Raw genomic sequence first — 26,956 nt, 5'->3', positions numbered from 1 at the left:
GCTCGATACTCATACTCGGCGCTCTGTGCTGCTGCGGTGCGGGCGTTGGCATATGTATATCCAGACAGAATATGGATCATGTGCTCGATTATACATTTGCCTCATATGGGGGTGACGCTGAGACGGACAGCAGGAATATCCGCGCGAAACTGGAGGAAACCGGCGTGTTGGAGGATTTCTCGGACGTATTCGATATGAAGCTTGGTTATATAAAGATGGGTGAAAATGAGTCCCATGATGATGCTGTGAACGTGGGGAATGTCATATCCGCACTTGAAAAACTCAAGGTTTCAGAGGACAGGGACGTGCTTATAAATAACATGTCATACATGACATACCCTTACCTGATCCAGGAGAGTGCGTACAACAAGGTGCTTGAGACTGCGGGAAAGGAGCCTTTGGAGCTCGGAGAGAATGAACTGGCACTCTATACGGATTTCTTTACTGATTACCGCGGAGGTTTACTGAATGAGGTATTGGCAGAGCGTCCGGAGGTGGATGTAAGAGGAGATGAGTATCATCTGACCGGAGAGGTCCAGACCACGAAGATTGTGACAGATTCATCGATAACCCTGTCGTTCGGACTTATCGTGGACGATGATACATTTGCCAGACTGACAAATGACAATTACGAGTTATATGTAAATGCCGTTCTCAAAAAGGATATCGTGGACGATAAGGGCCTCATGAAAGCCATAATGGACGAAAATGAGAAACTTGACGGCATAGATTTTGAGAGTATAAACGCTGATTGCGAGAGTTATCTGCAGAACATAGGAAGAAATATGTTCTACACGGTGGCTGCAGGATATATAACGCTTTATTTGGCGGTGGTGTTCCTCATAATCGCAAATACCATAATCGGTGTTCAGTTCCTGATGGGACAGAGAAAGTCCGGCAGAAGGTACAGAACCCTTGTGAAGCTTGGCGCGACATACGAAATGCTCTGCAGCTCAGCAAACAGACAGGTGGGCTGGTATTTCGGAATCCCGGTTGCCGTGGCGGCGGTCAGCAGTATATTCGGTGTGCGTGCTCTGCTCACGGGAATCCTGTCAGAATCCATGCGAGGCAGTGTGAAACAGATACTTATCATAGCTGCGGTTATGATAATCCTGTTGTGTGTGGTAGAATATATCTATATGACAGCGGTGAAACGCTCAAGCAACAGATATCTCATGGCGATGATGACACCGGAAAGGGTTGAGTAAACGGTGAAGTGTGTGATGGTGGTTGAGGACGATGTCCTCATGTGCGATGAACTTCTGGATATGCTGACAAAGGCAGGATACAGGGCAGTTAAGCCAGATGGATTTGACAACATAATAGAACAGATACTGGACATGGCTCCGGATATTCTTCTGCTGGATATCAATCTTCCTGGCAGGAGCGGCTTTGACATATGCCGGGAGATCAAGAGGCGGAGCTCTGTCCCGGTGCTGGTTCTCACATCGAGGGACCAGCTAAAGGACGAGCTCCATGCGCTGGAGCTGGGCGCTGATGAATTCCTCACGAAGCCATGCCGCCGTGAGCGGCTTCTGGCCCGGGTGGCAAATGTGCTCAAGAGGTACGAGGGCAGACAGAACCTGATCGAAGGAGAAGGGTTTCTTCTGGACACTCAGACATACACTCTGTATATAGATGGGAGATCTGCGGTGCTTCCACAGAATCAGGGACGTATATTTGAGACACTTATGACAAGCGGAGGAGATGTCGTGTCTAAGGAGAAACTTTGTGAGGCAGTGTGGGGCACATCGGAGTATATAGATGAAAATGCCCTGCAGGTGAATCTTACAAGACTCAAAAAGAAAATGGCGGGACTGGATATGAAGGCAAAGATCATAGCTGTAAGAGGCGTTGGATACAAAATATTCCCTGGGGACGGAGGTGCCTGACCCACTTGTCAGAGTGGAGAAAATATGAAAAGATTTGGACTTGTTATAAAACAGAATATTGTCTGGCTTGGTCTGCTGCTTCTGATGGACGTGGCGTTCTGCTTCTTCATGTGGCTTGTGGCACCAGAGGCATTTGTCAGAATAAGGGTGCTGGTTGGCATGTTCACTGTGATACTGTTCGCGGCGGTGTGCTCGGTGCTGTGTATAAAGGACAGGAAGAAGATTGAGGCGTTCAGGAGATTTGTCACTGCCCCGGATGAACAGAGCGAGATAGAAATGAGGAGCCTGTGCGGGGCTTCTGAACAGGAATATGTGAGCGTGCTGTCGGAGGAGCTTCACGATCTGAGAGATTCAGTGATGCAGAGTGGCAGACAGCTCAGGGATTATCAGGAGTATGTGGAGAACTGGGCACATGAGATCAAGACCCCCATCTCTCTGCTGACATTTGTGGTGGACAACAGGAGAGATGAGCTGCCTCATAATGTTGTGATGAAGATGGACAATGTGACCAGCCAGATGCAGAACTATGTGGACCAGATGCTCTACTACGCCAGACTGAAAAGCGATTCCAAGGATTATCTCATGGAGAGCATAGATGTGGAAGAATGCGTGGATGAGGTGATAGCTGACTACAGATCCCTGCTTGAGGAGAAGGGCATACGGGTCAGAAAGTGTCTTGAGAATGGAGAGGTGTACAGTGACCGCAGGGGATTGCAGTTTATACTCGGTCAGCTTGTGAGCAATTCCATGAAATACACAAATGAGCAGCCGGAGATATCATTTGACTTCTGGACGGCGGGTGACAAAAAGCTGCTGTCCGTGAGTGACAATGGCATAGGTGTAAAGAGCTGTGACATGCCATACATATTCGAGAAGGGTGTCACGGGTGATTCGGGTGAGAACAGGAAGCATGCAACGGGCATGGGACTGTATCTTGTCAGTGAGATGGCGCATGATCTGGGTATCACAGTGACGGCAAATTCAAAGTGGCAGAATGGATTCGAGATAGTACTTGAATTCCCGGATGTGGAGACAAAGATATAAAAGTGAGGAGGCAGATACAGTGTTGTGCGTATCTGCCTCCTCACTTTTTACCGGGATATTTTATAATAAATTTATGAGTGGCGGTCTGTTAATAATCACTTTGATATTTTATAATGTAAGCATTGGTTGTAATTTAGTTGATGGTGCAAAGTCAGTTTACGTGGACTGAAACTCAGTGGGAAAGGAGAATATAATTATGGAGATCAGAAAAGCGACAGCAGAGGATTTTGATATTGTATTTGATTTTATAGAAAAATTATGGACATATAATACATATGACAGGGAAGAAATACGCAAAGTATATATGGACGTCATAGATGACGAACGCAGCTTTGCGTTTTTATTATGGGATGAAGGCATTTGCAGAGGCATGTGCCATGGAGACTATTTAAATACATTCTGGATGTCGGGGCTCACATGCTATGTGTCAAGTCTCATAACAAGAGAGGAGGACCGTGGCAAGGGATATGGTGTGGCACTCCTGGATCATGCAAAGGAGCTTGCAAAGCAGAGGGGATGCAAGGCCATCACCCTTGATTCCGGACTTCCGAGGACAGGGGCACATGGCTTCTACGAACACTATGGATTTGAAAAGAGCTGTTATGGCTTCGAGATGATGATATAAATTATCTGCAGAGATTTGTAAGGAGGCAAAATATGTGTACAGCAGCGACATATAAGACAAAGGATTTCTATTTTGGAAGAACGCTGGATTATGAATTCTCGTACGGCGATGAGATTACCGTGACTCCGAGAAATTATCCGTTTGAATTCAGATATATGGGCAGGATGGACAGCCATTATGCCATGATAGGAATGGCACATGTGGCGGGTGACTATCCTCTCTACTATGATGCTATAAATGAGAAGGGACTTGGAATGGCAGGCCTGAATTTCGTTGGAAATGCCGCGTATCAGGAAGCTGATGAGAGTGAAGACAGGGACAATGTAGCTCAGTATGAGTTTATTCCATGGATACTCGGAAGCTGTGCCAGTGTAGGCGAGGCAAGGGTGGCACTGGATAGGATGACTCTGACAGGAACACCATTTTCTGAGCAGCTTCCTACGGCGCAGCTCCACTGGATCATTGCGGACAGAAATGGTGCCATAACAGTGGAGTGCATGGCTGACGGACTTCATGTGTACGAGAATCCGGTTGGAGTCCTCACGAACAACCCGCCATTTCCTCAGCAGATGTTCCTGCTCAACCAGTATATGGGACTGTCACCGAAGCAGCCAGTGAACACATTTGCACCAGAAGTTGGATTGAGCGCTTACAGCCGCGGCATGGGGGCCATAGGACTTCCTGGGGATCTGTCGTCCACGTCAAGATTTGCCAGGGTGGCATTTGTGAAGCAGAACAGTCTGCCTGCGGATTCTGAGGCTGAGAGTGTAAGCCAGTTCTTTCACATACTTGGCTCTGTGGATCAGCAGAGGGGCTGCTGTGAGGTCGCACCTGACAAATACGAGATCACGATATACACCTCATGCTGCAATGCAGACAAGGGTATATATTACTACAATACCTATGAGGGACATCAGATAAATGCTGTTGATATGAACAGGGAGGATCTGGACGGCGCAGAGCTTGCCAGATACCCTCTTATCCAGGGGGAGAATATCAATTGGCAGAACTGATGTATGTGGCTTACAAGGGAGAAAGGATGCTGTATGAGTAAAAGCAAGGTTACAATAAAAGAAATAGCGGAGATGGCTGGGGTGTCAATAGCCACGGTATCACATGTTATAAATAGGACGAGGTATGTAAGACCTGAGCTTGTGGATAAGATAGAGAAGATCATTGTAGAGACAGGATACCAGAATAAGATAGCTGATAAGGAGAGAAAACTGCTGGTTGGACGGGAGTCCACGATAGTTGCAGTCATTCCAAACATTGAAAGTACTATATACAGAGATATGGTAGCTTATGTGAAGCAGCTTGTCAGTGTGCAGGGATATCAGTTCCTTGTGGCGATAACAGACAATGATCTCAAGGAGGAGGCGCAGGTGCTTGCCGGACTTCTGGTGAATAAGAAGGTTGCAGGGATCATACATGCGCCGGTGAGTGATGTGGCATCTAACTACACAAAACTCATACAGTCGGGTGTTCCATTTGTCTGCGTGGAGAGAAATATACTTGGATCAGGGATAGACTCGGTTGAGTTTCGCGACCGAGAGGCTATATTTAAGGGCGCAGATTATCTGCTTGCGAGTGGACACAAAAATGTTTTGTTTTTCAGAGAGAGTACGGACAGTACCACCAGGGATGAGAGAACAAAAGGTTTCCTGAATGCTCTGGAGAAATACAATATAAATACAAATGATGCAAACATTGTTGATGTGACGTTGGAAAAAGGAGAGGATGACTGCATGCTGGCTATTCAGAAAGCCCTGCGCAGATACAGGCCGACCGCTGTACTTGCGGGGGGCAACAGAATAACTCTTTATCTTATGAAGACACTGAGAGATATGGGAATCGACTGTCCGGGAGAGATATCTGTGGTTGGATTTGGTGATGAGAGCTGGTCTGAACTTACTTATCCACCTCTTACAATACTGAGAAGAGATGTGAAGGGACTAAGTGCCAAGGCTGTTGGGATGTTGTTTGAGAAGATCAATACGGGAGTTGCCATATCGCATGACTGTTATGCAGATGTAGAGCTTGTAGTCAGAAAATCCACAAAGATGCTTGACAATGGACCATTTGGAGATAAAGCGGCAGCACCGGATTCGGTTGTACTGACAAAAGAAGAGAAACACAGACTAAAGGCAGGACATTACAGGGTTGCGATCTCTTTCCACTATACCGGAACGTCTTGGGCAGAATTGCATGAGAAGGGAATTCGGGAGGAACTTGAGCAGTTTGGGATAGATGTTGTATCAGTTATGGATGCACATTTTGACTCGGAACTGCAGAATGCACAGCTTGATGGCATAAGACTTCAGAAACCGGATGCAGTTATAGCTATTCCAGCGGATGACAGTCGTACCAGAGAAAAGTTTCAGGAGCTTTCAAAGGTGTCAAAGCTTGTGTTCATAAGCAATGTTCCAGATGGCATGTCCAAGAACAGCTATGTGTCCTGTGTATCAGTAAATGAGTCGGAGAATGGAACGAACACGGGAAGAATGTTGGGAGAATATTGTAAGGAAAATAAGAAAAAAAAGGCAGGTTTCATTATTCATGGCGCGGCATTCTATGGAACAAGAGTCAGGGATAATGCTGCTGAGAGAATAATAAAGGACAGTTATCCGGATATCGACATAGTGACGATCAGGAGTTTTGGAGAGATATCTAATGCATATCAGGTAGCCAAGGATGTGATAACTGCCAATCCCGAAATTGAGGCAATGTATGTGAGCTGGGATCGCCCGGCACTTCTGACTATAAAGGCACTCAAGGAGCTTGGCAGGGAGGATGTGGCGGTGTTCACCACTGATCTTGACCATGGCATAGCCCGGTGCATGGAAGAAGGAATAGTTAAGGGACTCAGCACACAGAGACCATACGAGCAGGGAAGAGCGGCTGCGGCAGTTGTTGCCAAGTCCCTGGTAAGTGAAGAACAGCTTCCAAAGTATGTGGGAGTTCAGCCGTATCAGGTCGAGCCAAAACAGCTCAGGCTTGCATGGAAGGAAATCTTCCATGAGTCCATGCCGGACAGACTTGGGTGATATGACATCCGTCAGAGAGAAAATTGTATCTTTCTGGCGGATTTTTTGCGTTTACACACAAGACCTTGGAAGATTGTATCTTTTTCGCCTGAGAAGTTCCCAAGGATACAATTTTGTGTCCAAGTTGCTGTAACCACACCCAAAAGAGAAAATTCCCGGGGAAGTGGTACCGGAGACAAAGGACAAGATTACAAGATACAAGGTGACAAGTAACGGGTGTCAATCATACACTACAAATCCCATAAGTATGACATATCGTAAAATATTTACGTAAAAAATAATAAAAGACCTGCGAACCCTATAATGCAATCGAGTGTTATTTGTACATAATGACGAATAAGCAATAAATAAAACACTTGATATTGACAATAACCGACAAAGGTTATATCATCAAAACATGCAAAGGACGAAAAACAGTTTAAAATTTACGTAAATTAAACCGGTTGTAAACAGTTTTTCGACAACGAGTTAGCAAAAACGAAATACATGATATTGGAGGTAAAAATTATGAGAAAGATTAAGAAGTTATTAGCAGTTGGAGCATGCCTGTGCATGTCACTCAGTTTACTGGCAGGTTGTGGATCAGGAGCAGGAGGCGCATCGGACGGCGGTTCATCTGAATCAGGTACAAAGCAGGAGAGCACGAAGTCATCCGACCTGTCATTTGCATTCTGTACAAACACACTTAACAACACATTCCAGAGTTCAATAGATGCAAAGCTCAAGGAACTCTGTGATGCGAACGGAATATCATATACATGTCTTGATCCTGACTACGATCTGAACACACAGCTCAGCCAGTTATCAGACGTGGCAAACAGTGGATACGACGCAGTGTTCATCATCCCAGTTGATTCAGCAGGTATCACATCTGGTCTTGCAGAGATCAAAGATGCAGGAATCCCAATCTTCAATGTAGATACAGCAGTTATCGAGGATGACATAGAGAACTTTGTAACACAGTTCGTTGGAACAAATGCATACATGGCAGGACAGCTTGTAGGTGAGCAGATGGTTAAGGATTATCCGGATGGAGCAGACATTGCGATCCTTGACTTCCCATCAAATGAGAGCTGTGTAGACCGTGTAAATGGTTTCCTCGATGGTCTCGGTGACAACAAGGACAAGTTCAATATTGTGGCACAGCAGGATGGCGAGGCTGCACTTGATGCATCAATGAGTCTTGCAGAGGATATCATCACAGCAAACACAGATCTTCAGGCATTCTTCTGCATCAATGATCCATCAGCACTCGGTGCTGCAGCAGCAGTTAAGGCAGCAAATAAGACTGGCAAGATCGGCGTGTACAGTATCGATGCTTCACCAGATGGCAAGCAGGCACTCATTGACGGTGAGTTCACAGCAGTTGCATGTCAGGTTCCTGTACAGATTGCAGAGTATGCATTCAACGCAGCACAGAAGTATGTAGGCGGAGATACGACCATTGACGAGAAGAAGGTATATCTTGATTCACACCTTGTACTCAAGGATGAGGCAGAGAAGACAGTTAACGACTGGCAGTAAAGCCGGACCGGCTCCGAAAATAATAGTGAGGAGCTGAACCCGGACTTGGCAGATATGACACAATGTAGATGCATATAACACGGGATAGACCGGGGATCTGAGATCTCCGGCCGTGATCCCGAAAAAGCAGGATAACAAAAGATCTATTTTAGAAACTTGGAGGTTTAATATGGGACAGACAGTTCTGGAAATGATAGGGATAAAGAAAAGCTTCTCTGGAATATATGCTTTAAGCGGCATCGACTTTTCCCTTGAGCTGGGAGAGGTACACGCACTGCTCGGTGAGAATGGTGCAGGAAAGTCCACACTGATCAAGGTCCTCGGCGGAATTTACCAGCCCGACAGCGGAATCATCAAGGTAAATGGCAAGGAGGTCAAGATCAACGGAGTTCCGGCTGCCAGAGAGAATGGTATAGGAATAATACATCAGGAAATCGTACTTGTTCCATATCTTTCGGTGGCACAGAACCTGTTTCTCGGCAGAGAGATAAGGACAAAGCTTGGAACATTGGACTTTGCAGAGATGAACAGAAGAGCAGAGGAGATGATATCATCCCTCGGTGTGAATATAAAGGCAGACACGATAGTAGAAAATTTGACCATCGCACAGCAGCAGATGGTGGAGATCGTTAAAGCGGTCTCATTCAACGGCAAGATAATAGTTATGGATGAGCCAACCTCATCACTTTCAAATGAGGAGGTTGAGCAGTTATTTGAGATCATTGAAAATCTCAGAAAGAAAAAGGTAAGTATAATCTACATCTCCCACAGAATGGAGGAGCTCTTCAGAATATCTGACAGAGTTACCGTCATCAGGGATGGTGCATACGTAGGAACAAAAAAGACATCAGAGACAAGCCCGAATGAGCTGGTTGCGATGATGGTAGGAAGAGATCTGGAGAGCTTCTATGCCAGAGATTACTGTGACATGGACAAAGCGGAGACTGCTCTGGAGGTAAGGAATCTTTCTCAGACAGGTGTCTTTGAAGATATAAGTTTTTCAGTACATAAGGGCGAGATCCTGGGATTCTCAGGTCTGGTAGGTGCCGGACGAAGTGAGATCATGGAGGCGATATTTGGCGCAACACGGCTCACATCGGGAGAGGTGATACTCGGAGGAAAGCCGGTTCACTTCAAGAATCCAATGCAGGCTATCAAGGCAGGCATAGCACTGGTTCCGGAGGACAGAAAGAAACAGGGCCTTGTACTTGGCAACAGCGTGGCATTTAACCTCACACTTTCATCCCTCAGATTCTATATGAATGGAATCGCTATAAGTGAGAGAAAACGAGGCGAGGTAATTGACCATTATTCACAGAGACTGAGGATAAAGGCGGCATCGCCTGAGATTGAGGCGGGCAGCCTGTCAGGCGGAAACCAGCAGAAGGTGGTTCTGGGCAAATGGCTTGCAACCAAGCCGGATGTACTTATTCTGGATGAGCCGACCAGAGGCGTGGATGTAAATGCAAAATTTGAGATATACACAGTAATCAATGAACTGGCAAAGGAAGGCATAGCGATAATCATGGTATCCAGTGAGCTTCCTGAGATCATCAACATGTGCGACAACGTATGTGTGGTCAGAGCCGGAAGACTCGTGAAGAAGCTGTCAAAGGACGAGCTCTCACAGGAAGAGATAATGAAATACGCTGCAGGAGGTATCGAATAATATGGGCGAGACAAAGAAGAATTCAAAAGCAACTTCTATATTAAAGAACAATCCCCTGACATCCATAGTCAAGGGCAACATAGGAATCATAGTGGTTCTGATAATCATGTGTGTGGCGGTAGCACTTGCCACGGACAAGTTCCTCACGACCAACAACATCATATCAGTGCTTAGACAGATATCGATCAACACATACATAGCACTTGGAATGACACTGATAATTATACTTGGACACATCGACTTGTCAGTTGGATCGATAGTAGCCATGTCGGGAACCCTGACCGTAGGATTCATAGTTAACCAGGGACTCCCTCTCGGCGTTGCCATAGTAGCAGGACTTCTGGTTGGTACAGCAGCGGGCTTTATAAGTGGTTTTATAGTTGCTAACTTCAAGGTGCCTGCATTCATCATCACAATGGCCATGATGAACATAGCAAGTGGTATAGCTTATGTCTACACAGGTGGACAGTCAACACGTATCACCAACAAGATCTTCATCGAGATCGGAACAGGATACCTGTTCAATGTGATCCCACTCCCTGTAGTGTACATGGTAGTGCTCATCATACTGTTCAGCTTCATCCTCAGCAAGACAAAGTTTGGAACATATGTATATGCGATAGGTGGTAACCGTGAGGCTGCAAGACTCTCAGGTGTACCTATCAAGAAGATAGAGATCGTAGTATTTACAATATCTGGACTTCTCTCAGCATTTGCAGGACTTGTACTTTGTTCAAGAATGTACTCAGGCCAGCCTTCAGTAGGAAGCGGATACGAACTTGATGCCATCGCAGCCTGCGTACTTGGCGGAACATCCATGACAGGAGGTAAAGGAAGGATCAGTGGAACCGTATTTGGTGCCATGGTCATCGGAATCATCTCAAATGGTCTTAACCTTATCGGAGTGTCATCATACTGGCAGCTCATCATCAAGGGTCTTATCATCGCATGTGCGGTACTCCTTGATGGACAGAAGGGCAAGCTTGAGCTTCTCAAGAAGAAGAAACTGGCAGCAAACTAGTAGAAAGAGAGGATTGATAATATGGAGATTTTTAGAAAGATGTCCTTCGCGGATTCCACGGGAGATGCAATACCTTTCTACCACGAGGGCAAATATCATATATTCTCACTGACTTCCCCTCCGGGAACAACAGTGTACCCGGCAAGACTCAGAACAACATGGAGCCACAGTGTATCAGATGATCTGGTGCACTGGGAGGAGCTTCCTACAGCGCTCTATCCGGGCGAGGGCGACGAGCCGGATGCATCAGGAGTATGGACTGGATCAGTCATATACGGCGAGGGCAAATACCATGCATTCTATACAGGCTACTGCCTCACCGCAGAGTATCAGCAGACCATATGCCACGCTACAAGCGACGATGGAATCACGTGGGTGAAGGATGCAGCCAATCCGGTCATCACACCTATGATAGAGCTTTACGAGAAGCTTGACTGGAGAGATCCATATGTATTCTACAATGAGGAGGACAAATGTTACTGGATCCTCATATCAGCGAGAAGGTTGGATATGCCGATAACCAGAAGAGGATGTATAGTTCTCTACAGATCAAAGGATCTGGTCAACTGGGAATATTACGGACCGATATATTCACCGGGACACACCAACTGTCCTGAGTGCCCTGAGATGTACAAGATGGGAGACAATTGGTATCTCTCATACTCAAGATTCTCAGAATATGTAAATACAATATACAGAGTTGCAAAGTCACCATTTGGCCCATGGAGAAAGCCAAAGAAGGATGGCATAGGCGGAAGAAGATTCTACGCAGCCAAGTCCATGCAGGATGATGACGGCAGACGCTTCTACTTCGGTTGGGCTCACGACAGAGCAGACAGAAGCGACAGAGGTGAATGGTACTGGGGCGGAACCTTCTGCGTGCCGCATGAGGTAGTTGCCACAGCGGATGGAGGACTTGACGTAAAGCTTCCAAAGGAATATGAGCATGTATTTGAGAAGCCTGTGGCATGGGATTACATCCCTGTACTTGGAAATGCAGAGCTTCACGGAGACAGACTGGTTGAGATGGATTCAGTAAGCACATGTACATACGGATTCCTTGGACACAACGAGGAGAGCTACATGCTGAAGTGCAAGATCATGCCTAGAGAGGTGTATGACCATTTCGGTATACTGCTCAAGTCAGACAAGGAAGCAAGCGGATGCCTTCTCCTTGAGTTCGATGTGGCCATGCAGAGAGTGTCACTGGTAAATCTTCCTATGGGAGTTGACCCGTTCTGGGTTCAGTCCTGTCAGGCTGTGCCTCCTGCAACGGAGCCGGGCCCTGATGGAGTCAGAGTGTGCGAGAAGACATTTGACATAACAGAGGGCAGCGAGATAGATGTGAAGATCATCGTTGACCATGATATGGTGGAGGTATTTGTCGGAGAACAGGTGGCGTTTACATACAGAATATATGCGAAGCCTGAGTTTGAGACGGGACTTCTGGCACAGGATGCAAGAGTAGAATTCTATGACATAGAGATCACAGGAAAGTAAAATTCACAAGGAGGATCCAACATGGAAAAGAAATATGATGTTGTGGCTCTTGGTGAGTTCCTGATAGACTTTACACCTGCCGGAAGCACTGATTCCGGGATGAAGCTCTTCGAGCAGAATCCCGGAGGGGCTCCAGTAAACATGCTCACGGCAGTCGGTAAAGCCGGGCTTAAAACTGCCTTCATTGGTAAGGTTGGAGATGACATGCACGGCAATTTCCTTGTTGAGACGGCAAAGCAGGCAGGGATAGATACCAGAGGTATAGTGGTTGACAATACGGTATTTACCACTTTGGCATTTGTCACTCTGGATGAGAACGGAGAGCGTGAATTCTCATTTGCCAGAAAGCCGGGAGCGGACACAATGCTCTGTTACAAGGAAGTGGATGCCGACCTGTTAAGAGACACAAAGGTGTTCCATATAGGTTCGCTGTCTCTTACGGATGAACCGGCCAGAACCACCACGTTTCAGGCGGTGAAGGAGGCAAAGAAATACGGCGCGGTGATATCGTATGATCCGAACTACAGAGCACCGCTGTGGGACAGCAGAGAAAATGCGATGGAGAGGATGAAGAGTATTCTTCCATTTGTAGATATAATGAAGCTTTCGGACGAGGAAACAGCGCTACTCACACCATTTTCCGATCCGGAAGAGGCAGCAGAGTATCTTCTGGGAAGCGGCGTAAGACTTGTTGCGGTCACCCTGGGAAGTGAGGGTGTGCTGATATGCAGCAGGGATGGAAGCCGGAAGGTTCCCGGATTCGTCAGCCATGTGGTAGATACGACGGGGGCTGGAGATTCATTCTGGGGAGCATTTGTATCACAGCTTGTCAGAGCGGATAAGAGACTGGAGGAGTTCAGTATAGATGAGCTTGCAGAGTGTGCAAGATACGGAAATGCGGTTGCGAGCCTGTGTGTCGAGAAGCGCGGAGGACTCAGATCGATTCCTGAAGAGAGCGAGACATTTGAGAGACTCGCAGTAAAGTAAGTGTACTACAATTTTTCACATAAAATTTTCCCTTAACCCTGAAGGCCGGAGAGTTTCCGGCCTTCTTTTTTGTACAATCTAACATTTGGACAGTATAACCATTCAAAAGTGCATTGACTCATAATTCCATTTCCTATAATATGTGGCTGGTGAACAAAAAAAATCATATATACCACATATTATTAGGAAGAGGAATAAATATGAAGAGTAGATTGACGAGAAAAGAAATGCTTCCGCTTGTGGGAATGACCGTCTCGGCGTTCATATTCAACACATCGGAATTTATGCCAATTGGCTTGCTGACAGACATTGCAAAGTCGTTCAGCATATCGGAGTCGAAGGCGGGAATGCTTATCACAGTGTATTCGTGGATAGTCATGCTGTTGTCCCTGCCGCTCATACTTCTTGTGTCGAAGATAGATTTCAGGAAGCTGTTCATGGGAACGATCGCACTGTTTGGAATATGCCAGATCATGTCCGTGATCGCGCCGACATACGGAGTGCTCATGGCATCGCGTATAGGCGTTGCGTGTACCCATGCGATATTCTGGTCGATAGCTTCACCGGTTGCCATAAGACTTGTAAATGAAGAACACAGATCATTTGCACTGAGCATGGTCGTGACTGGAACATCCATAGCTACTATAGCCGGACTTCCGCTTGGAAGACTTGTTGGACAGTATATGGGATGGAGAGTTACATTCCTCATCGTTGGAATCATAGCATTTGCGGTTCTGGTGTACATGGCATTTGTATTCCCTAAGATCGCAAGCGGAGAGCAGTTCCATGTGAAGGATCTCCCTGCTCTTCTGAAGAATCCGGTGCTCATCTGCCTGTATATTCAGACGATACTGTTCGTGCTTGGATACTACACGGTGTACAGTTATATAGAGCCGTTCATGCAGCAGGTTGCAAAGCTCCAGAACAATGTCATCACTGTAGTGCTCCTGATATTTGGAGCGATGGGACTTCTCGGAAGCTATCTGTTCTCAAAGCTTTATGACAAGCACAGATTTGCATTCATCGGTACAGTCATGGCAACTCTTCTTGTGTGGCTGCTGCTTCTGCTTCCGGCGTCAAAGACGTTGGCGACCATGGTACTCCTATGTGCATTCTGGGGAATAACAGCCATGGCGTTCAATGTGACCACGCAGTCGGAGGTCATCAGAAGTGTTGATGAGAAGAGCTCCGCAGTGGCGACTGCCATATATTCAGGACTTTTCAACCTCGGTATCGGAGGTGGAAGCTGGATCGGCGGAATTGTGTGCGACAAGGGCGCGATATCATATATCGGTTTTGTAGGTGCGGTGTTCGCGGTTATATCGGTGCTGTTCTTTGCATTTGTACTTCTAAGAAAATTGAGACAGAGTGTGAACTGACAGAGTATTTGCATATAATTAAATGTAATTGAAATATAATAGCGCGGCAGTGCTGGCATGCGGGTTCGGCTTGGAACATGGCATGTCAGGACTGCCGTTTTTTAGTAAGTTTCAAATAATGGGTTGACATATTATCAAAATGATAATATCATACAAATAACCGGGAGATATTATCAAAAAGATAATAAGTTGGAACGCATGCAGATGCAGGAGGAGAAGAATTATGGACGATAACAGGAAAAAGACGCTTATAGTGGTTGACATGCAGAATGATTTCATTGATGGGGCTCTCGGAACAAAGGAGGCTGCAGCCATCGTGGAGAATGTGAAAAAGAAGATAAAGGAGTATGCTGACCGCGGGGATGAGATCATCTTCACAAGGGATACGCATTATGAGGACTACATGGAGACAAACGAAGGTCGTCATCTCCCAGTTCCACATTGTATAGAGGAAACTGAGGGCTGGGAGATCGCAGCTGGTCTTGAAGTCCCGGGAGCTATATACATCAACAAGACCAGCTTTGGATATACAGGATGGGGAGACTTCGACCTTCAGGATGTTGAGATGGTAGGTCTCTGTACGGATATATGTGTTGTATCAAATGCCCTGATCATCAAGGCTCTGTACCCGGAGATAAATGTCAAGGTCGATGCGAAGTGCTGTGCCGGGGTGACGCCGGAGAGCCATGAGGCTGCGCTGACGACCATGGCGATGTGTCAGGTGGACATAATCAGATAACGGCGGAAATATAAAGGAGGATGAAGCATACGTATGAAGACATATGAGATGAGTGACGAAGAGAAGGAATTCCTTGCCGGATATGACCTGACAAAATATGACAGGCCATCTGTTGCCGCGGATGTGGTTGTATTTTCAGTTATGAAGGATGACGAGTGTGAGGATGTAAGAAGACTTCAGGAGAAGAAGCTCAAGATACTACTGATAAGAAGAGGTGGATTCCCATATAAAGGAAGCTGGGCTATGCCCGGTGGGTTCTGCAGAAAAGGTGAGGATGTCATAGATTCGGCCAGAAGAGAGCTTTGCGAAGAGACCGGTATAGGAGATGCATATGTAAAGCTTGTCGGAGTGTATGGCGAGCCGGGCAGAGACCCGAGAGGCTGGGTCATATCATCAACTTATATGGCACTTATGAACGCCGGAGCCTGTAGCCTTAAGGCAGGAGATGATGCACAGGATGCAAGATGGTTTACGGTTGAACTGACAGAGGTGTCAGGCACAGGCGAAGAAATTGCGAAAAATGAAGTTGAAGCTTCATATAAAGTCCAAAACGGGAAAAGATACAGGCTGGTTCTCAAGAATGCAGACTCTGGTATAAAACTTACGGCAGTGCTGCGAAAAACAGATATGAGCTCATGCGGACGAAGCTCGGACAGCTACGACATAGAGGAATGTGAAGGACTGGCATTTGACCATGCGAGGATCATAACTGAGGCGGTGCTAGGACTGCGGGAGGATGTCAGGAGAGATATGAAGCTGGCATTTGACCTGCTGCCGGATAGATTTACACTCACTGAGCTTCAGAATGTATATGAACAGATATGGGACATGGAACTTACCACACCTAACTTCAGAAGAAAGATTGTGGAATATGTTGAGGAGACTGATGCATATCAGTCCGGTGAGAGATACAGACCTGCCAAACTGTTCACGCGAAGGAATGATGCAAGGAAGTAGAGACTATAGTGTAGTGGATTGATGTTTAAAAGGGAGGAATGAATAGATGACATTTAAGAAATTTATAAAAAATGAGATAGAGGGCTGGAAGAAGCTGGAGGTCACCTGGCTGCTTATCGCATGTGCAGTCATCGTGGGGCTGTCCATATATTGGGATGATACGGTTATGGGGATCATATCGTCCACCACAGGCGTGGTCTGTGTAGTGTGCACGGGAAAAGGAAAGTTGTCAGCGTACATATTCGGTCTTGTGAATACTGTGCTTTACGCGGTTATATCGTATAAGGCTGCACTGTACGGAGAGACGATGCTCAATGCGCTATATTATGTGCCTATGCAGTTTGTTGGATTCTATGTGTGGTCAAGGCATATGAATGATGAGACGCATGAGGTCAGAAAGAAACACATGAAGGCGGTGGGAAGGATATTCATGGTGCTGGCGGTGGCACTTGGCACATTTCTGTATGGGCTGCTGTTAAAGAGACTCGGGGATGCCATGCCATTTGTGGATGCGTTTACAACGGTTTCATCGGTTGTGGCGATGGTTGTATCTGTAAGAATGTTCGCGGAGCAGTGGTGGATATGGATTGCGGTAGATGTGTTTACAATATATATGTGGGCACAAAACTTTGTGAGTGGCAATGACAACATAGCAACGCTGCTCATGTGGATAGTGTACCTTGGAAATGCCGTTATTATGTGTGTCAGATGGGAACGTGAGGTCAGAAGAAATCGCCTGGACGAAGTACACGTTTTCGAAGACGGCACGGCAACAGAGTAAGGGAGGCTGACAAGTTATGTATAGATATAAGGTAGGAATGTATGGGGGTTCGTTTGATCCGCTTCACATAGGACACATCCACGACATCATACGTGCTGCGGCGATGTGTGAGGAACTGTATGTGATGATAAGCTGGTGTGAGGGCAGAGAGTCTGCCTCAAAGGAACAGAGATATCGCTGGATACTTAACAGTACAAGACATCTGCCAAATGTGAAGATAATCATGATAGAGGATAAGGCGGTCTCAAAAGAAGAATATAATACGGATTATTATTGGGAAAAGGGAGCACAGGATATCAAGGACACGATAGGAAAGCCTATAGATGCAGTGTTCTGTGGTTCGGATTATCTTGGAACCGGCAGGTTTGAGAGCCTGTACTGTCCGGAGAGTGAGGTCGTGTACTTTGACAGGGCGGAGGTTCCGGTATCCTCGACAGAGATCCGTGAGTGGGCGACGGCGCATTGGGAGTATATTCCAGAGGTGTGCAGGGATCACTACGTCAGAAAGATTCTGGTTGTCGGCGGTGAATCCACAGGAAAATCCACACTGGTTGAGAATCTTGCGCTGGCATATAACACGAATTTTGTACGGGAGATAGGACGTGACACCTGTGAGTACGCGGGTGGCGAGAATTTCATGGTTGAAGATGATCTGGTGGAGAACTTCATCAGACAGAAGGACGAGGTACGCAGGGCAGCCAGGCATAGCAACAGACTGTTGTTTGTGGATACCGATGCACTGACTACGGGATTTTATTGTGATCTGCTCATGGATGATGATGAACAAAAACGCAGGCTTACAGATATGGCGGGCGCGATAAATGCAACAAATAAGTGGGATCTTGTGTTGTTCCTTGATCCTGATGAAACGGATTTTGTCCAGGATGGGACCCGGAATGAGAAAATAATGCGGGAGAGAAGGCATTACAGCGATTTGCTCAAGGCGTGGTTTGACAAGTATGGGGTACACTGTGAGACGATATCGGGAGATTATCTTGATCGGTTCAACACTGCGAAAAAACTGATTGAGGAACGACTTGCGATAACAACTGTATTTTAAATGACAAATGATCATATATATTAACGCCCATGACATGGTTTTTAAAACAACGTGTTGTGGGTATTTTTGCCTGTTTTTTATCGTATTTATGACTATGAATAAAGTACAGATGATGATACAATAGTAAGCAAGAAACGATGATAAGAAAAAGTGGATGTTAAATCGAAAGAAAATGCTAATACTAGATCAAAAGAAAACGCGAATGTAAAAAAGTAATCATAAATATATTGGAGAGGTGGACAAACATGGCAAAGTATATCTTGAGCTGCTGCTCAACAGCAGATCTTTCAAAGGAGCATTTTGACAAAATAGACGTAAAATATATATGCTTTCACTACGAGCTTGATGGTGTGGAGCATCCTGATGACCTGGGACAGACCATGCCATTTGAGGAATTTTACAGAAAGATGACAGAGGGTGCGGCTACGAAGACCTCGCAGGTGAATTCAGATGAATATTATGATTTCTGGAAACCTTATCTTGAACAGGGGTATGACATACTTCACCTGACATTGTCATCGGGAATAAGCGGGTCTATAAACTCTGCAAATATTGCCAGGGAGGATCTGGAGGAAGAATTCCCTGACAGGAAACTCTATGTGGTAGATTCCCTGGGGGCTTCCTCGGGATATGGGCTGATCATGGACACGCTGGCAGGCATGAGAGATGAAGGCAGGTCCATAGACGAGCTGCATGACTGGATAGAACAGCATAAGCTGGACCTGAACCACTGGTTCTTCTCAACGGATCTCACGTTTTATATCAGAGGCGGAAGAATATCCAAGACTGCTGGAACAGTCGGCACAATACTTGGAATATGTCCACTTCTCAACATGGATGACGAGGGCAGGCTGATACCGAGATCAAAGATAAGAGGTAAAAAGAAGGTTATTCAGGAGATAGTAAAGCGCATGGAGGAGAATGCACAGGATGGGCTTGATTATTCCGGCAAGTGCTATATATCGCAGTCTGCATGTATGGAGGATGCCGAGGCTGTGGCAAGGCTTGTTGAGGAGAGATTTCCAAAACTTGATGGCAAGGTGGAAATCAATTATATAGGAACTACCATAGGAAGTCATACAGGACCTGGCACAGTTGCCTTGTTTTTCTGGGGCAAAAGACGTCAGGGGTAGGATAATACATTGTGCATTCATTTTTCCACTGCTATAATATAGGAAGAGTTTATATTTATTAATTTTTGATGCGCTTGGGCCGATTTTGATATTTAAGACCGGACGATACGGGCTATGTGGCGAAGGCTGGAGGAGAGAGAATGGATAATACAATTGATAAAAGCATACAAATGGACAGTCAGATGAAAGAATTCTTCGAGTGCATAAGCGGGGACGCGGATACACAGCAACAGAGAATCCAGTGTATAAGGAATGGTCTTGCTGCTATTGCTGACAGGCTCAGGCTGGGAAAGGCGGAGATTACTGTTGATATTCCGAAAAACAGGGTTATGCCGCTTGGAGAAAGAAGCAGCGCGGTATTATACGAGAGAGAAGTGACTGAATTGGGTACCCCCGTTGATATAGAGATGAAGATCAGAACCGGTGGTACTGTGTTTATCAAGGATTATCCATATGGTCCGGGTTATTCAGAAGAGGAGATACAGACACACAGGTTTATATTTAGGGAGATATTTATTCAGTACAACCGGACATTGGCTCAGTGCATGCTTGAAAAGATCATGAATACAGATATAAACACGGGTGTTGCCAATCAGAATTCCCTGATGTATTATGCGGTGAATCTGATAAAAAACGGACGGATTGGTGATTATACAGGCATATTTTTTAATATCCACAATTTCAAGTATGTGAATAAGGTTTTTGATTATTCACAGGGAGATGTGATACTTAGAAATTATGCGCATATGGTGAAGTCATATCTTGACAGCGATGAGGAGATAGCAAGGCTTGGAGGAGATAATTTTGTTGTAATCTGTCGTAATGAGAATGCGTCTGATTTTATAAGCAAGATTAAAGATGTTCATATGAGTCATGAGTTCAGATCTGTCAAAAGAGAATTACAGCTGGGAGTTACAGCGGGTATAGCCTGCCTGGAAGGCGTTGATAAGCCGAGGGAAGTTATGGCCAGAACCAGCATTGCGTATCAGGCAGCAAGAAAAACCGGAGCGGGCTCTATAGTGGTATATACAAAAGAGATTCAGAAGCAACTTATGGATGATCAGGAGATTCTGGCTGCTTTTCCCCAGGCACTTGCTGCGGGCGAGTTTGTAGTATATTATCAGCCAAAGGTGAGGATTGCGGACAAAAGTATATATGGTGCGGAGGCACTTGTCCGCTGGGTGAGAGATGGACAGGTGGTTACACCTGCGAGATTTATACCGCAGTTTGAGAGAGAGGGAAGTGTGTGCAGGCTTGACTACTATATGCTTGAGCAGGTATGCGGTTTTTTGAAGAGCAGACTGGATAAAGGTCTGAAGATTGTGCCTGTATCAGTCAATTTTTCCAGAAGACATCTGGAAGAAGGCGATCTGGTAGAACGAATAACCGGTACCATAGACAGATTTGGGATAGACAGAAGCTATATTGAGATAGAGCTCACAGAAAGTGAGGATTATCAGAATTATGAGATCATGTCCAGCGTGATAGGAAGACTCAAGGAACGAGGCATAAGTACATCTATAGATGATTTTGGTACAGGATTTTCTTCGCTCAACATGATCAAAAAGGTTGACCTTGATACCATCAAGATAGACAAATCGCTGATACCTTTTGACGATGTAAACAATAATAAGCATCAGGATATAGTGATGTTTGCAAGCATAATAGATCTCATAGGCCGGCTCGGGAAAAAGTCAGTTGCGGAGGGCGTTGAGACAACTCAGCAGCTTGACTATCTGGAAAAGCTTGGCTGTGATATAGTACAGGGATATGTGTTTGACAAGCCCCTGCCAAAGGATGAATTTGAGCAAAGGCTGGAATCGGGATATTAAAAAGCGGCAATGGAGCCATATGAACTCCATTGCCGCTTTTTGTGTATGTAGTAAAACGGTAAAATATATATACATGGGGACTTGTTTCTTCACCGGGAAAATGATAAAACTGTTGAGAGGATTGATAAGGAAACACAGCAAAAATTGCTGCTTGAGATGGGGTGCCAGGGAAGTGGCTGACCGTGTTATATTTATGGCTAACGGGATCATAGTTGAGGATGGAACTCCGAAGCAGCTGTTCGGAAACCCGCAGAATGACAGGACAAAGGCGTTTCTCAGTTCAATTCTCAACACATAATAGAGTGCCTGTATGTTGTATGCTGTGGCACGGACTAAAAAGAACGAGAGGTTTCACAGATGAAGAGTAGACAGGTAAGGAATTCACTGCTGCTAGTTTTGACAGCTTTTATATGGGGCGTAGCCTTTGTTGCGCAGAGACAGGGAGGAGATGCGGTTGGACCGTTCTCTTTCAACGGAATAAGGTCACTGATTGGCGGTGCTGTTCTTATACCGGTCATATTTATAATTGACAGGATAAAACCATCTGATAGGAAACCGAGTAATAGATCAGATAGAAAGAGACTTGTGATTGGAGGTATATGCTGTGGAACTGTTCTGTTCCTGGCAAGCTCTGCACAGCAGCTTGGACTTTATATGGGAACACCGGCGGGAAAAGCGGGATTCCTCACAGCGTGTTACATATTGCTGGTTCCAATTCTGAGTCTGTTTTTGAAGAAGAAATGTGGCTGGAATATATGGCTTGGAATAGTTATAGCTGTGGTGGGGCTTTATCTGCTTTGTATGAGCAGCTCACTGTCATTTCAGAGCAGTGATCTTATGGTGCTTGTATGTGCATTGCTTTTTGCAGTACATATACTAGTGATAGACCATTTCTCACCGCTTGTGGATGGAGTCAGAATGTCATGTATACAGTTTTGGGTATGCGGGATTCTCAGCATATTCCCGGCGTTTTTCTCGGAGATGCATCATAGTGTGGCTGGAATTGCGGCATGGGTGCAGCCTCTCGGTACATTGAGTGCGTGGATTCCGATACTCTATGCAGGAGTGTTGTCGTGTGGCGTGGCATATACACTTCAGATAGTTGGACAGAACGGACTAAATCCCACTGTCGCTTCAATGATCATGAGCCTTGAGTCGGTATTCTCTGTCATTGCCGGTTGGATCATCCTTGGAGAACGTATGGGGGTAAGACAGCTTGCAGGATGCGGGCTGATATTTGCCGCAATACTTCTGGCACAGATCCCGGTCGGACGAGGAAAGAAAGAGATGGCATGAACGTCTTGAGAGCCGATGATAAAAATACTTTGTTTTCACAAGAAAAAATATGCCGCAGACGTACATATAACGCTGAAACACTTGAAAAAAATGCGAGTTTTTATTTACTTGCAAAAATGGGTTGACATTAAAATACTTCAGTGCTAGTTTAGGTACCGAACAAAGAGCAAATGCAAAGAACAGAATACGGTCGTCAAAGATCGCATACTTCAGAGAGCCGCCGGTTGGTGTGAGACGGTGTATGTCCTTGATGATTATCCTCTGCGAGCAGTGCACTGAATTCCCTGGTCATGAGATGCCAGAGACATTAGGTGTCACCGGTTTTCTACCGTTACATAGAAACTTATTTCAATAGACAGTGAGTAGTGGTCAGGCGAGATAAGGTCAGAGAGGTCATCCTTTTATGATGGCAAATAAAGTGGTAACGCGGAAGTATACAGGCTTTCGTCTTTATGAGATTGCATAAAGACGAAAGCCTTTTTTTATTTACTCTTTGCAAAAAATGAGATATCGTCATAAGGCGTGAGAAAGGAGAAAGATATGAATAGTTTGGTAATTGTTCTTATCGCAGTAGTAGTTTTAGGTGCTGGCTATCTTGGCTATGGAAGATGGCTTGCAAAGAAATGGGGTGTAGATCCAAATGCAAAGACCCCAGCAGTTGCAAATGAGGATGGCAAGGATTATGTACCATCATCAAAGCTTACAGTATTTGCACATCAGTTTTCATCGATAGCAGGTGCCGGTCCTGTCCAGGGACCTATCATCGCAGCTATGTTCGGATGGGTTCCAGTTTTACTCTGGCTGCTTGTCGGAGGCGTATTCTTTGGTGCAGTTCAGGATTTTGGTTCACTTTATGCATCAGTTAAAAATGGTGGTAAGTCAATAGGACTTGTCATCGAGAAGTACATAGGCAAGGCAGGAAGAAGATTCTTCTCACTGTTCTGCTGGCTGTTCACACTTCTTGTTATAGCAGCATTTACATCGATGGTTTCATCGACATTTAACGGTTTCACAGCAGGCACTGACGGAGCTGTGACAAAGAACTTCAATGGTGCTGCAGCGGCAACAGTTTCAATGTTGTTCATAGTAGTAGCCATGGTATTCGGTGTGGTTATGAAGACATGCAAGAATATGAAGGAGTGGCTCAAAGCTATAGTAGCCATCGTCCTCATCGTTGCAATGTTTGCAGTAGGTATGAAATGTCCTTGGTACTTAAATGGTGACCAGTGGAATTACGTAATCATGGCTTACCTCTTCCTCGCATCAGTTCTTCCAATGTGGTTACTCATGCAGCCAAGAGATTACATGACAACATTCATGCTCATCGGTATGTTAGTTGGTGCATTTGTCGGAGTTCTGGTAGGACATCCTGATATGAACCTGAATGCATTCAATGGTTTCACAGTTGTATCATCAACAGGAGCTAAGAGTTATCTGTTCCCAACATTGTTTGTAACGATCGCCTGTGGTGCGGTTTCCGGTTTCCACAGCCTTGTTTCATCAGGAACATCATCTAAGACAGTAAGAAATGAAAAAGATATGCTTTTCGTAGGTTATGGCGCAATGATCCTTGAGACGCTCCTCGGAGTTATCTCACTTATAGTAGTTGGTGCTGTCGCAGTTGGCGGCAAGGCTCCAGAGGGTCTTACACCTTTCCAGATCTTCTCACAGGGTATCGCAGGATTCCTCGAGAAGTTCGGACTTCCAAACTCAGTTGCAAATGTATTCATGACAATGTGTGTATCAGCACTTGCTCTTACATCACTTGACTCAGTTGCACGTATCGGACGTATGTCATTCCAGGAGCTCTTCATGGGAGACACAACAGATACATCCAAGATGCCTGTATGGCAGAAGATACTTACAAACAAGTATTTTGCAACAGTTATAACACTGTTCTTTGGTTATCTTCTCTGCAAGGGTGGATATTCAAATGTATGGCCACTCTTCGGATCAGCAAACCAGATGCTTGCAGCCCTTGTACTTATAGGCGTAGCAGTATTCCTCAAGGCAACAAACAGAAAGCACGCAATGCTCTACCCACCTATGCTGATAATGCTTGCTGTTACATTTACAGCTATCGTGCTCAATGTAATAGGCAATGTACAGAAGTTCCAGGCTGGAACAGCAACATTCCTTGTAGAGGGACTTCAGCTTATAGTAGCAGTATTCCTTATCGTGCTTGGTATCATCGTGGCCATCACATGTATCAAGAAGCTCGTTCTTATGAAGAAGGAGAATGCTGAGAAGGCAGAGGCTTAAATGATGAGTGGGGGGAATCCCCGATAAAGATTTTAAATATAATAACTACCAAAAAATCAGGCAATTGGTGAAATACCGATTGTCTGATTTTTTATGTTTACATGGCATGGCTGTAACCAACATTAAGGATTGACAGGCTGAAGTCTTTGAAGGAAAATAATAGGGAAAATGAGGGGTGTCATTCTCTTTGAGATCTTTGGACACCTGGAATAGTGGAGGAAATACAGGTATGATACAGGATATAGAACCACAGAGGTTTAATAATCAATATAGTAACAGGAGAGAACCAGAGGATCACGATATGGTTCTCTCTTTTTCTGAGAAAATGATATTTGCGAAAGTTATGGATGATGAGAACTTGCTTGGGTTTATGACGTATGGAGAACTGCAGAAAATAACCGGATGCGATAGGAAAATAGGGGATCTGGTTTATCTCTTTTCAATAGATGATACTGCATATTTTCTGTGGAATGGAGATAACAGACTTGCTGCCCCGGGCTATGAATACCGAAGCATGTATAAGACAAGGGCTTGCTATCCGAAGACTGCGGTTCTTGCGGCGGCGACCGGCTGGCATCTGTCGCTTTGGTACAGGACCAACAGGTTCTGTGGTGCCTGTGGAGAGAGAACTGTTCATGATGAGAAAGAGAGGATGCTCAGATGTCCGTCATGCGGCAGGCTGATATTTCCAGTCATAGCTCCTGCTGTTATAGTGGGCGTGATCGACGGCGACAGGATCATACTTACCACATATGCGGGCAGGGAGTACAAGAGATATGCCCTGATAGCGGGATTTACCGAAATAGGGGAGAGCGCTGAGCAGACCGTCAGACGGGAGGTCATGGAGGAGGTCGGCATCAGCGTTAAGAATATCACTTATTACAAGTCACAGCCATGGGGCTATGACAGCAATCTTCTCATGGGTTATTTCTGTCAGGCAGACATACCGGAGGGCGGTGACGGACATCTGACCATAGACAGACAGGAGCTTGCAACCGGAGAGTGGGTGAACCGTGATGATATTCCAGACTATCCGGAGCACCTGAGTCTCACACATGAGATGATGGTATACTTTAAAGAGCACGGACAGGAAGTGTTTAAGTGACAAATAGAGCTAAGATGTAATATCCATTGAATATCCGGACGGGTGGTCATTGTCGTTTTCAAGTTACACACGGAGTTAAGATCGCTGTTTATTGCAGGACTCACTACAAATACCCTACGGGCAGAAAAAAGATTATTTAAGTTTTAAACGGTTGTGTAAATGTATGGAGTTATTGTATTATAGACAAATCAAGGATATGGATACTTGAGAAAAATATGGAGAATGTTTCTTTATATAATAAGACATTAAAAATGGGCTTATATCGAGAAAAAATGGGTAAATGGAATATGAAAAAGACAGGAATTGTGATATGTGTGCTTGCGGCACTGGTGGGACTTGTGGGATGTTCATCAGTGGTAAGCAGTGATAAAACAGATAGAACCAAATCGGGTATAGAGAGTCAAGGAAAGTTCAAGGTCAATACGCCGGATGAGGAGTGGTTCAAGGAGACTGCCCTAGATGTGGCGGCTTCGGTGAACGAACTTGCAAATGATGAAGCTTATATAAAGATAATGGGCGGAAGTGACGATGTTGCTGAAGTCGCAAGTGACTGGGGGGATAATATAGCCGACACAAGTGGCAAGATTGCAGTTGTGATAATCTCGGATAAAGCAGCAAAATTCATTATGGGGCAGACTGATGGTGAAACGTCCCTGTCCGATACGGCCAGAGACCGTGTTGAAAAAAATGCATGCTTGGCATTTGGAAATTATGTGACCGCCAGCGCTGGGGGAGCGAGTGCATTGGCGGCCTCATCAATACTTAGGTATGATCAGGCGTATGTAGTAAGTGAACCGGTGCTGGATCAGGTGTGGGTGATCCCAGCTGGGGAGGAATGTGCACTGTGGATAGCCTATAGTAACTGTGGTGACGGAATAGTGAGCGTGAGTGGAAGTTACATGGCACTCCCTGATGGTCAGACTGTGGAGGAGGCTGCGGATTCACTGTTCAGCACGTGGGGGTTAGAAGTAGAGGTGCACGAGTGGTAAAGTCACTTTGATATATGTGTTTTAAATAAACGGCGGAGACTGATATGTACCCAGAATCCTGGACACATATTTATGAACTAGGCTGAACACATGGATGCTATCCTGTATTGTACAGGT

General features: G+C 45.5%; 22 protein-coding genes, 1 pseudogene and 1 other annotated feature. All 23 genes and pseudogenes read left to right on the top strand.

What is annotated here, in order from left to right; genetic code table 11:
• Positions 1–1,208: pseudogene (locus ABUA34_RS08465) on the top strand (ABC transporter permease); the annotation flags it as partial.
• A 15-nt stretch (positions 1,209–1,223) separates the two neighbouring features.
• Entirely contained in the window at positions 1,224–1,892 is a 669-nt protein-coding gene (locus tag ABUA34_RS08460; RefSeq protein ID WP_004849887.1) for a response regulator transcription factor, read from the top strand.
• A gap of 24 nt (positions 1,893–1,916) precedes the next feature.
• Positions 1,917–2,936, top strand: coding sequence for a sensor histidine kinase (locus ABUA34_RS08455; RefSeq protein WP_015534065.1), 1,020 nt, complete (start codon positions 1,917–1,919; stop codon positions 2,934–2,936).
• A 196-nt stretch (positions 2,937–3,132) separates the two neighbouring features.
• The gene (locus tag ABUA34_RS08450) at positions 3,133–3,561 is read left to right on the top strand and encodes a GNAT family N-acetyltransferase (RefSeq protein WP_349823151.1); all 429 of its coding nucleotides are present in this window, start codon (positions 3,133–3,135) and stop codon (positions 3,559–3,561) included.
• Positions 3,562–3,593: 32 nt separating this feature from the next.
• Positions 3,594–4,574, top strand: coding sequence for a choloylglycine hydrolase (bsh, locus tag ABUA34_RS08445; protein ID WP_022215847.1), 981 nt, complete (start codon positions 3,594–3,596; stop codon positions 4,572–4,574).
• 33 nt (positions 4,575–4,607) lie between these two features.
• Positions 4,608–6,605, top strand: a complete 1,998-nt coding sequence (locus ABUA34_RS08440) for a LacI family DNA-binding transcriptional regulator (protein WP_349823150.1) — start codon at positions 4,608–4,610, stop codon at positions 6,603–6,605.
• A 516-nt stretch (positions 6,606–7,121) separates the two neighbouring features.
• Positions 7,122–8,129: a sugar ABC transporter substrate-binding protein gene (locus ABUA34_RS08435; RefSeq protein WP_416810465.1), complete on the top strand. Its 1,008-nt coding sequence runs from the start codon at positions 7,122–7,124 to the stop codon at positions 8,127–8,129.
• A 169-nt stretch (positions 8,130–8,298) separates the two neighbouring features.
• Positions 8,299–9,798 carry a sugar ABC transporter ATP-binding protein gene (locus tag ABUA34_RS08430; protein ID WP_022215844.1) on the top strand — a complete coding sequence of 500 codons (1,500 nt, stop codon included), beginning with the start codon at positions 8,299–8,301 and terminating at the stop codon, positions 9,796–9,798.
• A gap of 1 nt (position 9,799) precedes the next feature.
• Complete coding sequence (locus ABUA34_RS08425) at positions 9,800–10,819, top strand: ABC transporter permease (protein ID WP_022215843.1); 1,020 nt, start codon at positions 9,800–9,802, stop codon at positions 10,817–10,819.
• 21 nt (positions 10,820–10,840) lie between these two features.
• Positions 10,841–12,319, top strand: a complete 1,479-nt coding sequence (locus tag ABUA34_RS08420; RefSeq protein ID WP_008402272.1) for a glycoside hydrolase family 32 protein — start codon at positions 10,841–10,843, stop codon at positions 12,317–12,319.
• A 21-nt stretch (positions 12,320–12,340) separates the two neighbouring features.
• Positions 12,341–13,306 (top strand): carbohydrate kinase family protein, encoded by a 966-nt coding sequence (locus ABUA34_RS08415; RefSeq protein WP_055223625.1) that lies wholly within the window; start codon positions 12,341–12,343, stop codon positions 13,304–13,306.
• 200 nt (positions 13,307–13,506) lie between these two features.
• Complete coding sequence (locus ABUA34_RS08410; RefSeq protein ID WP_055272485.1) at positions 13,507–14,685, top strand: sugar transporter; 1,179 nt, start codon at positions 13,507–13,509, stop codon at positions 14,683–14,685.
• 223 nt (positions 14,686–14,908) lie between these two features.
• On the top strand, positions 14,909–15,424 hold the full coding sequence (locus ABUA34_RS08405; protein WP_349823149.1) for a cysteine hydrolase family protein: 516 nt from the start codon (positions 14,909–14,911) through the stop codon (positions 15,422–15,424).
• Between the two features lie 33 nt (positions 15,425–15,457).
• Positions 15,458–16,381 carry an NUDIX hydrolase gene (locus ABUA34_RS08400; RefSeq protein ID WP_117874864.1) on the top strand — a complete coding sequence of 308 codons (924 nt, stop codon included), beginning with the start codon at positions 15,458–15,460 and terminating at the stop codon, positions 16,379–16,381.
• Positions 16,382–16,427: 46 nt separating this feature from the next.
• A complete protein-coding gene (gene pnuC, locus ABUA34_RS08395; protein WP_015534054.1) occupies positions 16,428–17,162 on the top strand; it encodes a nicotinamide riboside transporter PnuC in 735 nt (244 codons plus the stop codon).
• A gap of 16 nt (positions 17,163–17,178) precedes the next feature.
• A complete protein-coding gene (locus ABUA34_RS08390) occupies positions 17,179–18,222 on the top strand; it encodes an AAA family ATPase (RefSeq protein ID WP_349823148.1) in 1,044 nt (347 codons plus the stop codon).
• Positions 18,223–18,467: 245 nt separating this feature from the next.
• A complete protein-coding gene (locus ABUA34_RS08385) occupies positions 18,468–19,355 on the top strand; it encodes a DegV family protein (protein WP_055280611.1) in 888 nt (295 codons plus the stop codon).
• A gap of 140 nt (positions 19,356–19,495) precedes the next feature.
• Positions 19,496–21,187: a putative bifunctional diguanylate cyclase/phosphodiesterase gene (locus ABUA34_RS08380; RefSeq protein ID WP_349823147.1), complete on the top strand. Its 1,692-nt coding sequence runs from the start codon at positions 19,496–19,498 to the stop codon at positions 21,185–21,187.
• A 193-nt stretch (positions 21,188–21,380) separates the two neighbouring features.
• Complete coding sequence (locus ABUA34_RS08375; RefSeq protein WP_082431307.1) at positions 21,381–21,485, top strand: ATP-binding cassette domain-containing protein; 105 nt, start codon at positions 21,381–21,383, stop codon at positions 21,483–21,485.
• Between the two features lie 59 nt (positions 21,486–21,544).
• Positions 21,545–22,483 (top strand): DMT family transporter, encoded by a 939-nt coding sequence (locus ABUA34_RS08370; protein WP_055223640.1) that lies wholly within the window; start codon positions 21,545–21,547, stop codon positions 22,481–22,483.
• A 166-nt stretch (positions 22,484–22,649) separates the two neighbouring features.
• Positions 22,650–22,938, top strand: a binding site (T-box leader).
• A gap of 85 nt (positions 22,939–23,023) precedes the next feature.
• Positions 23,024–24,745, top strand: a complete 1,722-nt coding sequence (locus tag ABUA34_RS08365) for a carbon starvation CstA family protein (RefSeq protein ID WP_015534048.1) — start codon at positions 23,024–23,026, stop codon at positions 24,743–24,745.
• Positions 24,746–24,974: 229 nt separating this feature from the next.
• Positions 24,975–25,850: an NAD(+) diphosphatase gene (nudC, locus tag ABUA34_RS08360; protein ID WP_238050762.1), complete on the top strand. Its 876-nt coding sequence runs from the start codon at positions 24,975–24,977 to the stop codon at positions 25,848–25,850.
• Positions 25,851–26,122: 272 nt separating this feature from the next.
• The gene (locus tag ABUA34_RS08355) at positions 26,123–26,839 is read left to right on the top strand and encodes a hypothetical protein (RefSeq protein WP_349823146.1); all 717 of its coding nucleotides are present in this window, start codon (positions 26,123–26,125) and stop codon (positions 26,837–26,839) included.
• Positions 26,840–26,956: the final 117 nt, after the last annotated feature.

It is taken from the genome of Coprococcus sp. RTP21428st1_C9_RTP21428_210409, assembly GCF_040227395.1.
Taxonomy (GTDB): Bacteria; Bacillota; Clostridia; order Lachnospirales; family Lachnospiraceae; genus Coprococcus; species Coprococcus aceti.
The sequence above is the reverse complement of the archived record's forward strand: the minus strand, read 5'-3'. Positions and strand labels throughout refer to the sequence as shown.

What these genes read in the sequence shown, in the direction of transcription:
- ABUA34_RS08460 (WP_004849887.1), top strand. Translation starts at nt 1,224, where the DNA reads ATGGTGGTTGAGGACGATGTCCTCATGTGCGATGAACTTCTGGATATG.
- ABUA34_RS08455 (WP_015534065.1), top strand. Translation starts at nt 1,917, where the DNA reads ATGAAAAGATTTGGACTTGTTATAAAACAGAATATTGTCTGGCTTGGT.
- ABUA34_RS08450 (WP_349823151.1), top strand. Translation starts at nt 3,133, where the DNA reads ATGGAGATCAGAAAAGCGACAGCAGAGGATTTTGATATTGTATTTGAT.
- bsh (WP_022215847.1), top strand. Translation starts at nt 3,594, where the DNA reads ATGTGTACAGCAGCGACATATAAGACAAAGGATTTCTATTTTGGAAGA.
- ABUA34_RS08440 (WP_349823150.1), top strand. Translation starts at nt 4,608, where the DNA reads ATGAGTAAAAGCAAGGTTACAATAAAAGAAATAGCGGAGATGGCTGGG.
- ABUA34_RS08430 (WP_022215844.1), top strand. Translation starts at nt 8,299, where the DNA reads ATGGGACAGACAGTTCTGGAAATGATAGGGATAAAGAAAAGCTTCTCT.
- ABUA34_RS08425 (WP_022215843.1), top strand. Translation starts at nt 9,800, where the DNA reads ATGGGCGAGACAAAGAAGAATTCAAAAGCAACTTCTATATTAAAGAAC.
- ABUA34_RS08420 (WP_008402272.1), top strand. Translation starts at nt 10,841, where the DNA reads ATGGAGATTTTTAGAAAGATGTCCTTCGCGGATTCCACGGGAGATGCA.
- ABUA34_RS08415 (WP_055223625.1), top strand. Translation starts at nt 12,341, where the DNA reads ATGGAAAAGAAATATGATGTTGTGGCTCTTGGTGAGTTCCTGATAGAC.
- ABUA34_RS08410 (WP_055272485.1), top strand. Translation starts at nt 13,507, where the DNA reads ATGAAGAGTAGATTGACGAGAAAAGAAATGCTTCCGCTTGTGGGAATG.
- ABUA34_RS08405 (WP_349823149.1), top strand. Translation starts at nt 14,909, where the DNA reads ATGGACGATAACAGGAAAAAGACGCTTATAGTGGTTGACATGCAGAAT.
- ABUA34_RS08400 (WP_117874864.1), top strand. Translation starts at nt 15,458, where the DNA reads ATGAAGACATATGAGATGAGTGACGAAGAGAAGGAATTCCTTGCCGGA.
- pnuC (WP_015534054.1), top strand. Translation starts at nt 16,428, where the DNA reads ATGACATTTAAGAAATTTATAAAAAATGAGATAGAGGGCTGGAAGAAG.
- ABUA34_RS08390 (WP_349823148.1), top strand. Translation starts at nt 17,179, where the DNA reads ATGTATAGATATAAGGTAGGAATGTATGGGGGTTCGTTTGATCCGCTT.
- ABUA34_RS08385 (WP_055280611.1), top strand. Translation starts at nt 18,468, where the DNA reads ATGGCAAAGTATATCTTGAGCTGCTGCTCAACAGCAGATCTTTCAAAG.
- ABUA34_RS08380 (WP_349823147.1), top strand. Translation starts at nt 19,496, where the DNA reads ATGGATAATACAATTGATAAAAGCATACAAATGGACAGTCAGATGAAA.
- ABUA34_RS08375 (WP_082431307.1), top strand. Translation starts at nt 21,381, where the DNA reads ATGGCTAACGGGATCATAGTTGAGGATGGAACTCCGAAGCAGCTGTTC.
- ABUA34_RS08370 (WP_055223640.1), top strand. Translation starts at nt 21,545, where the DNA reads ATGAAGAGTAGACAGGTAAGGAATTCACTGCTGCTAGTTTTGACAGCT.
- ABUA34_RS08365 (WP_015534048.1), top strand. Translation starts at nt 23,024, where the DNA reads ATGAATAGTTTGGTAATTGTTCTTATCGCAGTAGTAGTTTTAGGTGCT.
- nudC (WP_238050762.1), top strand. Translation starts at nt 24,975, where the DNA reads ATGATACAGGATATAGAACCACAGAGGTTTAATAATCAATATAGTAAC.
- ABUA34_RS08355 (WP_349823146.1), top strand. Translation starts at nt 26,123, where the DNA reads ATGGGTAAATGGAATATGAAAAAGACAGGAATTGTGATATGTGTGCTT.